This window comes from Actinomyces sp. oral taxon 180 str. F0310 (genome assembly GCF_000185285.1).
Classification (GTDB): Bacteria; Actinomycetota; Actinomycetes; order Actinomycetales; family Actinomycetaceae; genus Pauljensenia.
On the sequence record NZ_GL622194.1, the window covers coordinates 821,386 to 833,115 of the forward strand.

At 61.7% G+C, this 11,730-nt stretch carries 12 protein-coding genes and 1 tRNA gene; 6 read left to right on the forward strand and 7 right to left on the reverse strand.

What is annotated here, in order from left to right:
• Positions 1 to 335 precede the first annotated feature (335 nt).
• The gene (locus HMPREF9006_RS03555) at positions 336 to 791 is read right to left on the reverse strand and encodes a ribose-5-phosphate isomerase (protein WP_009212169.1); all 456 of its coding nucleotides are present in this window, start codon (positions 789 to 791) and stop codon (positions 336 to 338) included.
• Positions 792 to 890: 99 nt separating this feature from the next.
• Between HMPREF9006_RS03555 and HMPREF9006_RS03560 the strand changes: the two genes are divergently transcribed.
• Positions 891 to 966: transfer RNA gene (locus HMPREF9006_RS03560), tRNA-Arg, on the forward strand.
• Between the two features lie 143 nt (positions 967 to 1,109).
• Entirely contained in the window at positions 1,110 to 2,528 is a 1,419-nt protein-coding gene (locus HMPREF9006_RS03565; RefSeq protein ID WP_009212170.1) for a sodium:proton antiporter, read from the forward strand.
• Between the two features lie 518 nt (positions 2,529 to 3,046).
• Here the strand turns inward: HMPREF9006_RS03565 and HMPREF9006_RS03570 are convergent.
• The 6 genes from HMPREF9006_RS03570 to HMPREF9006_RS03590 form a co-directional block, all read right to left on the reverse strand.
• Complete coding sequence (locus HMPREF9006_RS03570) at positions 3,047 to 3,811, reverse strand: hypothetical protein (protein ID WP_009212171.1); 765 nt, start codon at positions 3,809 to 3,811, stop codon at positions 3,047 to 3,049.
• Positions 3,808 to 4,287, reverse strand: coding sequence for a hypothetical protein (locus tag HMPREF9006_RS03575; protein ID WP_009212172.1), 480 nt, complete (start codon positions 4,285 to 4,287; stop codon positions 3,808 to 3,810). The genes HMPREF9006_RS03570 and HMPREF9006_RS03575 overlap by 4 nt, the downstream gene beginning before the upstream one ends.
• Positions 4,278 to 4,712, reverse strand: coding sequence for a hypothetical protein (locus HMPREF9006_RS10700; protein WP_009212173.1), 435 nt, complete (start codon positions 4,710 to 4,712; stop codon positions 4,278 to 4,280). The genes HMPREF9006_RS03575 and HMPREF9006_RS10700 overlap by 10 nt, the downstream gene beginning before the upstream one ends.
• A gap of 150 nt (positions 4,713 to 4,862) precedes the next feature.
• A complete protein-coding gene (locus HMPREF9006_RS11070; RefSeq protein WP_034231003.1) occupies positions 4,863 to 5,297 on the reverse strand; it encodes a hypothetical protein in 435 nt (144 codons plus the stop codon).
• A gap of 10 nt (positions 5,298 to 5,307) precedes the next feature.
• Complete coding sequence (locus HMPREF9006_RS03585; protein ID WP_009212175.1) at positions 5,308 to 6,402, reverse strand: hypothetical protein; 1,095 nt, start codon at positions 6,400 to 6,402, stop codon at positions 5,308 to 5,310.
• Positions 6,403 to 6,440: 38 nt separating this feature from the next.
• On the reverse strand, positions 6,441 to 6,743 hold the full coding sequence (locus HMPREF9006_RS03590) for a hypothetical protein (protein WP_034231006.1): 303 nt from the start codon (positions 6,741 to 6,743) through the stop codon (positions 6,441 to 6,443).
• Between the two features lie 342 nt (positions 6,744 to 7,085).
• Between HMPREF9006_RS03590 and HMPREF9006_RS03595 the strand changes: the two genes are divergently transcribed.
• The 4 genes from HMPREF9006_RS03595 to HMPREF9006_RS03610 all read left to right on the forward strand — a co-directional run bounded on the left by HMPREF9006_RS03595 (position 7,086) and on the right by HMPREF9006_RS03610 (position 11,694).
• Positions 7,086 to 7,517 (forward strand): hypothetical protein, encoded by a 432-nt coding sequence (locus tag HMPREF9006_RS03595; RefSeq protein ID WP_009212177.1) that lies wholly within the window; start codon positions 7,086 to 7,088, stop codon positions 7,515 to 7,517.
• Positions 7,518 to 7,777: 260 nt separating this feature from the next.
• Positions 7,778 to 8,995, forward strand: coding sequence for an ATP-binding protein (locus HMPREF9006_RS03600; RefSeq protein WP_009212178.1), 1,218 nt, complete (start codon positions 7,778 to 7,780; stop codon positions 8,993 to 8,995).
• Between the two features lie 1,180 nt (positions 8,996 to 10,175).
• Complete coding sequence (locus tag HMPREF9006_RS03605; RefSeq protein WP_009212179.1) at positions 10,176 to 11,264, forward strand: hypothetical protein; 1,089 nt, start codon at positions 10,176 to 10,178, stop codon at positions 11,262 to 11,264.
• 4 nt (positions 11,265 to 11,268) lie between these two features.
• Positions 11,269 to 11,694, forward strand: a complete 426-nt coding sequence (locus HMPREF9006_RS03610; protein ID WP_034232043.1) for a hypothetical protein — start codon at positions 11,269 to 11,271, stop codon at positions 11,692 to 11,694.
• Positions 11,695 to 11,730 lie beyond the last annotated feature (36 nt).

The following is an 11,730-nucleotide window of genomic DNA, read 5'->3' on the forward strand; positions in this document are numbered from 1 at the left end:
TCATAACCTATCCGCGAGGCGCGTAGCCCCCAGGACCGCGGGGTCGCCATCATCGGTAACGCCCAATCCTATCCGCGAGGCACGTAGGCCGACGGACCACCCACGACGAGTAGCCGATTCGGCCTGGCAGAACAGTTGGCCGAAAGGACTACCCGCGAACGGTGGCGAGGCGGACCGACGAGACGCCGACAAGGCCGCCGCTCACCGGGCAGGGCACGTCGTAGGACATCGGCTGCTCCGCCGCAGACACCGACAAGGCAGCAGCACACCGGGCAGGGCACGGGGAACGGGGCCGGTGTTCGCCACCGGCCCCGTTCCCCTACTGTCAGCGTCTCTCAGGCGCGCACGGAACGCTCGTAGTCCTTCATCAGGTCGATGCGGCGCTGGTGACGCTCGTCCCCGCTGAAGGGCGTCTCCAGGAACGCGTCAATGAGGGCGATGGCCTCCTCCTCGCTGTGCTGGCGGGCGCCGACCGCCACGACGTTGGCATCGTTGTGCTCGCGAGCCAGGCGCGCGGTCGCGTCCGACCACACGAGGGCTGCGCGCACCCCCTCCACACAGTTAGCGGCCATCTGCTCGCCGTTGCCCGAGCCGCCGATGACGATGCCGAGGCTTCCCGGCTCGTCCACGACCGCCTGTGCTGCTTCGATACAGAACGGCGGGTAGTCATCGAGGGCATCGTAGGTGTGCGCGCCATGGTCCACGACGTCGTGACCGGCCTCGCGCAGGTGGGCGACGACCTTTTCCTTCAGCTCAAAGCCGGCGTGATCGGTGCCGACGTGAACGCGCATAGAATCCTCCCGAAAAGTTATCAGACACGAAACACGGATCAGTATGGCACACTTCACCGTTACGCGCGGGCGTATGAAGCCTGCTAAACTGGCCGAGCTGCCCCGATAGCTCAGCGGATAGAGCGCTTGCCTCCGGTGCAAGAGGTCGCAGGTTCGAGTCCTGTTCGGGGCGCCACCCATGCCCGCGCCGCGCTCGCGGATCCGCCGCGCCCACGCCTCGTGACCCAAGCCCCTTTCACCTCGCGGAACACCCCGCGCCTGGGCGCAGCCGCCCCAATAAAATGGGCCTCGTCCCAACCGTGAACCAAGGAGCGGCCGATGACCTACCCCTGGTGGAGCCTTCTCCCCTTCGTCGCGATGCTCGCCTGCATCGCGCTCCTGCCCATCATCCCGAAGACCTCGCACTGGTGGGAAAAGGAATCCTCCCAGCTGACCGTCGCGCTGGCCCTGGGCGTGCCCACCACGATCTGGATGTTCGTGAAGGCGGGCACAAGCCCGCTCATCGCCACGGGCGTGGAATACGTCCAGTTCATCGCCCTGCTGTTCGCGCTGTTCGTCGTCTCCGGAGGCATTCACCTCGCAGGCGACATCAAGGCAACCCCGCGCAACAACACGATTTTCCTCGCGATCGGCGGCTTGCTCGCCTCGTTCATCGGAACGACGGGCGCCGCGATGCTGCTCATCCGCCCGCTCCTGGAGACGAACAAGGAACGTCAGCACCGCGTGCACACGGTCCTCTTCACGATCTTCATCGTGGCAAACTGCGGCGGCATACTCACCCCCCTGGGCGACCCGCCACTCTTCCTCGGTTACCTGCACGGCGTGCCCTTCACGTGGACGTTCGCGCTGTGGAAGGAGTGGCTCTTCGTCCTGGTGCTGCTACTCCTGTCCTACTACTCGATCGACCGGGTCCGCTACGCCTCCGAGGACACCGCTTCCATCGAGGCCGACGACCGCGAGGTCAAGCCACTGCGCCTGCACGGGGCCATCAACCTCCTGTTCTTCGCGATCATCATCCTCTCCGTCGCCTTCGCCCCCTCCTGGGAGGGCGAGGCGCTGGCCGAGGGGCACGTTCACTCGTGGACGGAGCTGGTTCCCTGGCGCGAGCTCATCATGTTTGCGGTGGCGGGGCTGTCCTACAAGCTCTCGGACAAGAAGGTCCGATTCGAGGAGAACGCCTTCACGTGGGCGCCGATCATGGAGGTCGCGACCCTGTTCATCGGCATCTTCTCGACGATGGCGCCGGCACTGCGCTACTTGGAGCAGATCGCCCCGTCGCTGCCGCTGACCCGCATGACGTACTTCGTGTTCACGGGCGGTCTGTCCTCGGTCCTGGATAACGCCCCGACGTACATGACGTTCTTCGAGATGGCGAAGGCCTCCGGTGGCGAGGGCACCCTGGTCGCGGGCGTGCCCGAGTACTACCTGATCCCGATTTCGCTGGGCGCCGTGTTCTGTGGCGCGATCACGTACATCGGCAACGGCCCGAACTTCATGGTCAAGTCGGTCGCCGAGGCCGACGGCGTGCCCATGCCGTCGTTCGGCCGCTACGTCGGCTACGCCTTCACGCTCCTGGTGCCGACCCTGGCCGCCATGGCGATGATCTTCGTGGGCGAGTCGTGGCTGGTTCGAGGCCTGGGCATCGCTTTGGCCGCCGGCCTGGTGTTCCTGTCGTTCGTGCGCATCCGCCGCGCGGGCCTGGACGAGGCCGTCGCCGACTTCACGGGGAACGAGTGAGTCAGCGGTTTTGACGCATGCGACGGGGGGCGGAGCCAGGCGGCTCCGCCCCCCGCGTGTTGCGCGGTTTCTTGCCGTGTTGCGTCGCGCCTTACCGTGTTGCTCGCGGGGTGTTTTCCGTGTGGAGTGGCGCGGGCGCTGTGCTGCAGGGTGAGCGTACCCTGCCGCGCTGCGGCGCGGGCGCATCCTGCCGCCGGGTGAAACTCAGGCCACCCCTGCGCGCGCCATCCCCCCACCACGTGAAACTCAGGCCACCCCTGCGCGCCCACAACACTACGATTCAAGCCAATTTCGGCACGCAGGGGCGGCTGCGGTTACACCTGCTCGAACCACAGGGCACGCAGGGGCGGTGCCGGTTTCGCACGTTTCCGCGCGTCCCTTCGTATGGGTGTGTACCCGCGAACTTGCCGTGGTCACGACGCCACGCGGCCAGCTGCCGCTCGGCGTTACTCGGCCGTGGTACCACAGTCGCGCCGCTCACTTGCTCGCGGCAGCCGCGACCAACTGGCTTTCGTCATCTACGCGGCCAGGAGCCCCATCGCCATGGCCCAGACCGCCGCGCGAGGCGGGGCGTCCAGCGTCGGATCGGCTGACAACCGGGAGAGAGCCTGTACGTCGAGGGGTGCATGAATGAGGGCGTGGAGGTGGTCGGTCACAAAGCACTCAAAGTGCGCGCCCGGGTGCCACTTTCCACGACGCTTCTCCTCACGCACGCAGGTGACGACACTCCAGCGCCCAGCCACACAGTCACGCGCAAAGTGCGACTCGGCGGGACCATACGTCACCAGGTCATTGAGAACATCCTGGGCACCGCGGACATCGAGGGTACGAACCGCCCGCACGAAGTCGGTGGGGATGTATGGCGGCCCGTCGTGGATGGTGGGTCCGGCGTGCAGCAGGGAGGCGAAGGCCAGGATATGCGGGACTTCGCAGAAATCAACCTGACTGAAGTGCACACCGTCCACATCGGAACGCATGATGACGGAGCGCGGAACGGTTGGCCAGATCCTCCAGTCGCGCACGACATCCGGCATGGTGGGGGACACAACGCGGATAGCGGCCTTCGTTCGAGCATCGCTCGCGGGCCCCAGGATTCGCTGTGCGTCACCAACGAGGCCATTCACTCCCACAAGTCCACCGCTGACAAGTCCGCTGGTGAGGGCATCGCTCGAGACGCGCGTCGTCCCCTTGCTGGTAGACATCATGTCGAGGAGAACATTCGCCTGCTCGATGGTGACGATCAGCTGATCCGCAGAACGCGAATCGGTGGCATCAGCACTCACGATGGCACCTCCGCAGTCTGGGCCATGGTGATGAAATCGTCGATGACCGCCGGGAAGACAATGCTGGGACACGTACACGTCGCTGTCCACAGGGAACGCTGCGGCGAGCCTGGCCCGGCGTGCGGGGCGCGCGTGATCCATGTGAGTTGAGTGAGCGTCAGCGAGACATCGTTGAGGATGTAGACGCCTGTCCGCCATCGGGCATCTGTCGGGGTGAGCGGCCAGGCGAAGTCATCAATGAGATGAAACCCAGGGAACGGTTTTTCCAGCTGCTGGACACTGTCCGCGTAGACCGCTTCATCGCTCGCATCGGTTCTCAGTTCCCCACCGGCGATCACCAGAGTCGGGACATTCCCCTCATCTTTCGCCTTTCCGACAGCAATAAGACGCACGCTGGCATCACCGGCGAGCGCCCCCAGTTCTGTGCGTTCCTCTGGGGTGACGAGCCGCCATCCCGATGCAAGGCTCACCACCACGTATCCCCCCGCCTCTGTGCATGATGAAGCACCCACGCCTCCTGATCAATGTTTCCGCTCTCATCCAACAGCCCGTGCCGTTTGGCATACTGCCAATCGGCATACACGAAATTAGGGAATCTGATCGGTAATAGCCCAATTAGAAAGAGGACAAGAAAGATCAGAATTGTCGCAGCAACACCTGTTAGCCAAATTGTGGGCAGGTTAAAATACTTGATAAATCCAGATATTCCAGCTAGTAAGAAGATACAAGCGATTGAAGGCGCGCCGATAGCAGCAAAGTTCCTACCGATTCTCCCCTTCCCATTCATCCGACGCCACAGGTTCGCGGTTCTTGAGTCTAAAAACATTTCCGCATACCACACCCCAACTCCAAGAATACCCATGCCGAACCCAGCAATAGCTAGCTTAAGATCCTCGTTCATATGATTACCCTTCACTGATTGGATCGACAATAGTATCGTTGGCTAGATCGCCTACACTTTCTCCTAGGTAGTGGCCGATCAATACAGCGGCGAGCGCCCCCAGTTCTGCGCGCTCCTCTGGGGTGACGAGCCGCCACCCCGACGCAAGACTCACCACCACGTATCCCCCCGCCTCTGAGCATGATGAAGCACCCACGCCTCCTGATCAATGTTTCCGCTCTCATCCAACAGCCCGTGCCGCTTGGCGTACTGCCAATCGGCGTAAAGGACGTTTGGGAACCTGATTGGTAGGAGACTGAGGAGAAATACAAATACGAGCAACATCATCAAGCATGCGAGTGTGAACAGTAGCCATCCAGGGGCAGCTATTTCCTTTAGTAGTCCAACACACAGCGCAATGTAACTTATACACGTTATGGCTGGAGCCCCGACTGCAGCAATATTCTGACCAATCCGCCCCCTCCCATTCATTCGTCGCCACAATCTTGCTACTTTCCCATCAAGAAACATCTCGACATACCAGGTGACAGATCCAGTAAGCGCAATGGCGAGACAGCATAGATAACCAGCCGGATTCTCTCGCATAGTTCAGGCCTTACCCAACTGACTCAGCGATACGATCGGTTCCCTGCTCATTGATGAGATCACCAAAGTACTCACCCCCATAGTGTCCTGCCAATCCACCGATGACCCCTCCGATGAGACCGCCAACTACAGCGCCCACAGGGGCAAACGGTCCTGAGCATGCGGCACCAACAGCCGCACCAATTTTTGCCCCACCAACACCCATAATGAAGGTTGCGCCACCAGTTGTCACTCCTTTCACACCAGCACGCGCGACCTTGTGCCCCTCGCTCCACTCGGGGTGCTGAACCGTATCGGTTTGATACGTATCGTAGGCGGTGATACCACCATCGACAACAGCACCCGCCACGCCAGCAACCTTCCCGATTTTTCCGGCAATCGGAGCCACAACACGTGTCCCGGTTGGTTCCAGCCCGTGCGCTCCCGGCGGCCGAAACTTCCACTTCGACAGATCACCCCTGGCGAGGAATCCCTCTGGAGCCTCGTATAACCCACTGAAGTGCTGCATCGTGAGCGCGACTGTCGACTGCCCGAGAAAATCTAACAGCCCCAATGCATAGGGGACAGCGATGGCCAGTCGATGCTTCTCGCTCAGAACAAAGTGTTCTTTCAGCCCGTCGAACACCGGCTTAATCCACTGCTCATACGTGCCAATTTTGAGATCATCGAGCGCCAGAGAGAACACATACTCCGCGCGCTCGTAGTTCAGCCGTTGCTCCCGCGCCCTGACGCTGAGCTCGCCGAATACTTTGCTCAGCGCCGCATCCTGCTCGTCCGGCAGGATCACCGTGTCCCCCTCGACGATCAGACCACCCGCGGCCGCAGCCTGAGCAATCCCCTGATACTCGCCCCGCACCGACCGCATCGACCACGCCAGGTCCGAGACGGCCAGCTTCAACGCCTTCAAATCCGCCGCCATCTCCTCGTATGTTTGCGATGTCGTCAGCAGATCCTCGTTGCACCGATGCACGAGCAAGGACTCCTGCTGGGAGACGATAGCCGAGGCGCGCGCCACATCACCATCGGCCCGAGTGAGCGCGCCGATCGATTCCTCACAGATCGTTTCAAAGGCAAACAGAGCATCGACGTCGATGAGGAATTCCATCGAAAACGAGGAACCCTCAGAGACAGCACTTGCGTTTGTCATCGTGCGTCCAGACTGTCGAGGTACTCGCGGACCGCCGCAATTTCCGCGGCGGCCTGATCATCGGCCTGAGCAAAGGCACTGGAGGCCGCGTCCAGCCCCTGCGCTACGGCGAGCGAACAGAAGGAGCTCATCGCAATTACCTCATTGATTTTCGCGATCCGCTCAGAAAGCCTCCCCTCGTTACTGCCGACCCCGGAAGGAGTATCCAGCACGTACGCTGCAACGTTTTCACCCGATGCTTCGAGAATGGAAGATGCTCGCGACACTTCATCGCTATCCCACACGACCTGACCCGACACGCCACGCTCCTTACCGATTGACAGGAACGAAGCCTACCCCCCCCCCCCGAAGGTGGCTGTCAAGGGCAGATTCTAGGGATGGTTGCAACACGTTTCATACCCCGAGCAGCAGGTTCGAGGCGTTGCAACCACCACCAGAACCTCCGACAGGGGCACGACCGCTGCGCGCGGCCCGATCCTACGCCGCCCGGGGCCGCGGGGTGCGGACACACTGACAAGAGAGGGTAAAGAGGGGTCCGCTCGCACCCCATACGCTGTTAAAATGAGGGGGAAGGATCAGATAACCGGCGGGCGAGGCAACGAAGCATCGCCGTCGGCGAACGACTCGAGGAGGAACACTCTATGACACGTCCGAACACCGCTGATTCGCGTGACACCAACGTCAAGTACATCGCGGCGGTCGCGAAGATCCTGCACGCGAACGCCGAGGCGGCTGCGGAGGGGTGGACCGAGGTGGCGCTGCTGGTCAACAAGGCCCCCGACAGCCAGAAGGTCTCCACCTACGCCGCCCTCGAGCGCGGCTCCGAGCATTTCGACGACTGGCTGACCCCATCAGCGTGGGACGAGCTGGGCAAAGTGCTGGCCGCCTGGCAGTTCGAACTCGCCCAGCAGGGCCACCCCAAATGGACTGCGATGTTCCTGGGCGGCGTGCGCGACGGAGGACTGGCGTGGCTGCCTGACTACTCGCCCACCTTCGGCAAGTGGCGCATCCGCAGGAAGCACTCGAACCTGCCGGCGATCCAGGAGGGACTGGAGAAGGCCGCCCGCCTGTGAGTGCCCCAGCCTCCGGGCGCTCCCGCCTGTGAGTGCCCCAGCCTCCGGGCGCTCCCGCCTGTGAGTGCCCCAGCCCCCGGGCGCTCGTCCGTGCGCCGGTTTCCCCATCCGCGTGCCGGGCCCTCGTTCGCGCCCCCAGAGCGCTAGTCGCACTGCCCGCCGCGCCCAACCAGCGGCGCGCGACTTCCACCCTCCCGCTTATCGCGGCAAGAGCGCTGATAAACTTATCAAACGCACGAAGCGTTGATAAACTTATCACCATGAGGACTCCACTGGACTCTCCCTTCAGCCCTGGATCCGACACCGTCCCCCACGTGTGGGCGGGGCGAGTCGAGCAACTCAGCGACTGGCGTGATGTCGTGCGCCCGCGTCGGCGCGCGGGCATCCACGAGCGCGGGCGCACCATCCTCGGCGAAGCCGGGTCGGGCAAGTCCGCACTGGTGCGCAAGATCGCGCACTCAGCTGCCGCCGAAGGCGACTGGACAACACCCCAGCTCAGGATCCCCTCCGGCAGCGACCCCGTGAAACGGGTGGCATCGGCGCTCCTGCGCCTGGCGTCCGATGCGGGCCTGCCGAGCGCCCGCGAGCGCCGCATCACCGACCTGCTCGGCCGGGTCGAATCGATCGCCGCCTCAGGATTCGGGCTCACGGTGCGGCCGCACGCAGGACCCGAGCCGTACACGGCGCTTACCGAGCTCCTCGTCGAGATCGGCCGTGCCGCGATTCGCGCCGACGCGGTGATCCTCATCCACATCGACGAGGTGCAGAACATCACCGACGAAGCGGCCCGCTCGCAACTGCTCATCGCCCTGGGCGACGCGCTGGCCCACGAGGAGGAGATCGTCCTGCCAGGTGGCCCGCGCGCCTCGCGCGCCCTCCCGATCGCCGTGTACCTCACCGGCCTTCCAGAATTCGCCGACATGGCGGGGGCCAGGACGGGCGCAACCTTCGCACGGCGTTTCCGCACGACAATCCTTGAACCGATCAGCGACAACGACCTGCTGGCCGCGCTCCACCCGTTCGTGACCGAGGGGTGGCAGGTGCCCGGCGGCGAGCGCGTCTACATGGAGGCATCGGCGCAGCGAACCATTGTCGAGCTCTCGCGCGGTGAGCCGTTCCTCTTCCAGCTAGCGGGTGAACGCGCCTGGTACGCGGGAACCGACGACCTCATCACCGCCGAGCAGGTCGCATCGGGGTGGCGCGGTGCCGTCCACGAGGCCGAGACCCACGTGCAGCGCATCCTGGAGCGCCTACCCGCCCGGGAGCGGGAATTTCTCGAAGCGATGGCGCAGCTGCCGCCCTCGGAGCGGACCCTGACGAACATCGCACGCGCACTCGACTACCATCGAGCCTCCGACGCGGGGCCGACCGCCCAACGCCTCGACCTCATCCGGCGCGTCATCCGCAGGGGCCGCCCCCACTACACGTTCCGCAACAGGGCGGTGGGCGCCTACTTGGAGTCCGACTGGCCAGAATGACCGCCGACCGGGTTTCCTCACCTTCCGGCACGGCAGTACCGGACCGCCACCTGCGTGCGATTGCGCGGCCCCGTGTTGGCCAGGAGGGAACTGATGTGGTCGCCAGGGATTAGGCGACGATGAGGACCCTCATACCGCCCATCCTTCCTTGTCTTTCGGAATCGTTGCGAACACTCTCGGTTCTTGGGCGGGCTTAGCGGCCACTATGCTGGTGAACATGTTGGTGATGTGATCAATGATCAAAGTGTCAACCGCGTTGCGTAAGAACTAGGATAAGGATTTCTTATGCGGCTCCATTCCAACCTTTGTCATCACCGGAGGCGAACTGAGAACCAACGCGAGCGAGGATGAGATCTACGCGGACAGCATCCAGCAAGTACAGGATGCACTGCCCGGATTCCACCTCATTGATGACTTCGCCTGGCCGCTCACCCCGAAAGGCGCCCGATGGCGGACCGGCGTCTACATCCTCGACAATGCGTCGCTGACGCTCACTCAACTCACGTGGATCACGCGCGCCCCGCACGCCGGACCAGGCTCGCCGCGCCGTCCCCTGTGGACAGAACCGTGTACGTGCCCCAGCACTAACTTCCCGGCGTTCATCGACGATTTCATCACCATGGCCCAGACACTGGAGGTGACACCGTGAGTAGACGAGTGAGTCAGCGGTCCTGACAACTGCATCGAGGGGGCGGAGCCAGGCGGCTCCGCCCCCGTTTTTTGCTGAACTTTTAAGGTTCTAGAGGAACCTAATCTCTTCAATGAGGACTTGACGATCACTTTGACGGAGGGCTATCCTGATCTGTTACTGCTGACCGAGTCGTAAGGGGAGACAGTTGTCCGGTGGAATCGTATGGGACGCGACCGCGGTGTCACGTGCCATCAACATCCTGGAGTACTCGAGCGAGAGCGTCGCCTCTGAGACTCTCGAAGCACCTAGTGGCGCTGGGAGTAATGAGGCGGATCTGACAGCGAAGATCGAGAGGATCAATCGTATTATACAGAAGGCATCTTTTTGTTCTTTTTCTATCGCTCGCGGACTGACCGCAGCATCCGAGAATTTTGCAACCACCGATAATCAGGAAGCTGCCAGTCTTCAGTCAACAGGAGAGTATCTGCGCGCCAGGGGGCCACGATGAGTACCGATGAAGATACACGCCAACACGGAGCATGGTTTTCCATGCCTTTCCCGATTAACGTCGACAATCTCTTCACGTTCAAGGATCAATGCGAACAAGCTTCCGGCGCATTGCATACCGCAGACGGAGATACAGTGCGCGCTTCCTCCATTGTCGGCCAGCAGGAGGCACTTCTTGTCGACCCATGTCAGCACGATTTACAAATCGCATCGGCCGTGTGTGAAGAAATCTCCAACGATCTGAAAGCACTCACGAACGCTGTATCCGAACTCGCCTGGTCGATGAAGTCAGTACGTGAGGAGTACAAGGGAATCGCGCAGAAAGCCCAAGACTGTGGTCTGATCGTCGAAGGCGACACAGTGACCCTATTCGATGAGTCGGACGATGACCTTGTCCATAGTTTTAATGAGCTGCAAGCGCAAGCTGAGGTCCAGCGGTTGAATTATGAACGTGCCGAGCACGTGTTTTCACTTGCGTTAGACAGTCTCAAAGTGGACACCTATGAGCAATGGATTGAACCCGTTTTCAACGGACTCAAAAGCCAGTTCGTTTTGGACGATGAGCACCCATGCGCCAATTTACTTCCCTACACAATGGGAGCCACCGATCTTCTCGGTCAGACTGCATCCGCGGCCACGATTCAGTTCAACAAGGGAGTCTACCAGCCGCCTGCAGAATTTTTCGCCAAGGGCGACCTATCGAACTGGAAGTTCATACCGACAGGAACACAGGTAACGGAACCCGTTGGAACACGAACGATAGCCCCGGTCTTGGGAAAGGCCGGAAAGGTTGCCGGCGTGGCGGGGGCGGTCGTCGACGGAGGTATCACTGCCTATGACACTTACCAAACCGATACCGAGCAGCACCCCGAATGGAGCGAGGGCCACAAGGTTGCGCGGGCAGGCGTGAAGGGGACCTTCACAGGTCTTGGCACATGGGGAGGTGCCTGGTTAGGAGCCAAAGGCGGTGCCGCGATTGGCGCTGCAGTCTCGGGGCCTTTCGCCCCCATTGGTGCCGTCGTTGGCGGCGTTGTCGGCGGCGTCATCGGAGGAGTGGCTGGCCACTACTTAGGAGAAACTGTTGGAGATGCAGCCAATGAGGGCATCGTTGACCCCTTAAATGGAGCTTGAGCACATGAAAGAAAATTTGAATATCGCTATTATCGGTATCGGATTAGGGCTGATTGGAGCAGCGGTGTGGTACGCCGAGATGTTCACAGACTCAAAGGCTGCGAACCTGTGGCGTCGAATGAATGGAAAAGGGCAGATTAGCAGAAACTACGCTGCCATTGGCGCACCTGCGATGGTTATCATTTTCTTTGTTGGCGGTATATCTGGAATTGTCAGATATTACAGCCTTCCTAGACTTTGGCTTACAAGCATCGCAGCAGTAGCTTTATTCGCTGCTGCTTGCACACTCATTGCTCTTCTTCCAATTAGGTTTCCTCGCTGGCTGTACGCCGATTGGCAGTACGCCAAGCGGCACGGCCTCCTGGACGAGAACGGCAACATCGATCAGGAGGCTTACGAGAAACACACAAACGGCAAGGGATTCTGGTGAATGAACGCGGGGTTGTACCCGCTATCTCGGGGCCTT

Bases quoted from the DNA above. Each gene is read 5' to 3' on its own strand.
- HMPREF9006_RS03555 (WP_009212169.1), bottom strand. From the start codon at position 791: ATGCGCGTTCACGTCGGCACCGATCACGCCGGCTTTGAGCTGAAGGAA.
- HMPREF9006_RS03565 (WP_009212170.1), top strand. From the start codon at position 1,110: ATGACCTACCCCTGGTGGAGCCTTCTCCCCTTCGTCGCGATGCTCGCC.
- HMPREF9006_RS10700 (WP_009212173.1), bottom strand. From the start codon at position 4,712: ATGAACGAGGATCTTAAGCTAGCTATTGCTGGGTTCGGCATGGGTATT.
- HMPREF9006_RS11070 (WP_034231003.1), bottom strand. From the start codon at position 5,297: ATGCGAGAGAATCCGGCTGGTTATCTATGCTGTCTCGCCATTGCGCTT.
- HMPREF9006_RS03585 (WP_009212175.1), bottom strand. From the start codon at position 6,402: ATGGAATTCCTCATCGACGTCGATGCTCTGTTTGCCTTTGAAACGATC.
- HMPREF9006_RS03595 (WP_009212177.1), top strand. From the start codon at position 7,086: ATGACACGTCCGAACACCGCTGATTCGCGTGACACCAACGTCAAGTAC.
- HMPREF9006_RS03600 (WP_009212178.1), top strand. From the start codon at position 7,778: ATGAGGACTCCACTGGACTCTCCCTTCAGCCCTGGATCCGACACCGTC.
- HMPREF9006_RS03605 (WP_009212179.1), top strand. From the start codon at position 10,176: ATGCCTTTCCCGATTAACGTCGACAATCTCTTCACGTTCAAGGATCAA.
- HMPREF9006_RS03610 (WP_034232043.1), top strand. From the start codon at position 11,269: ATGAAAGAAAATTTGAATATCGCTATTATCGGTATCGGATTAGGGCTG.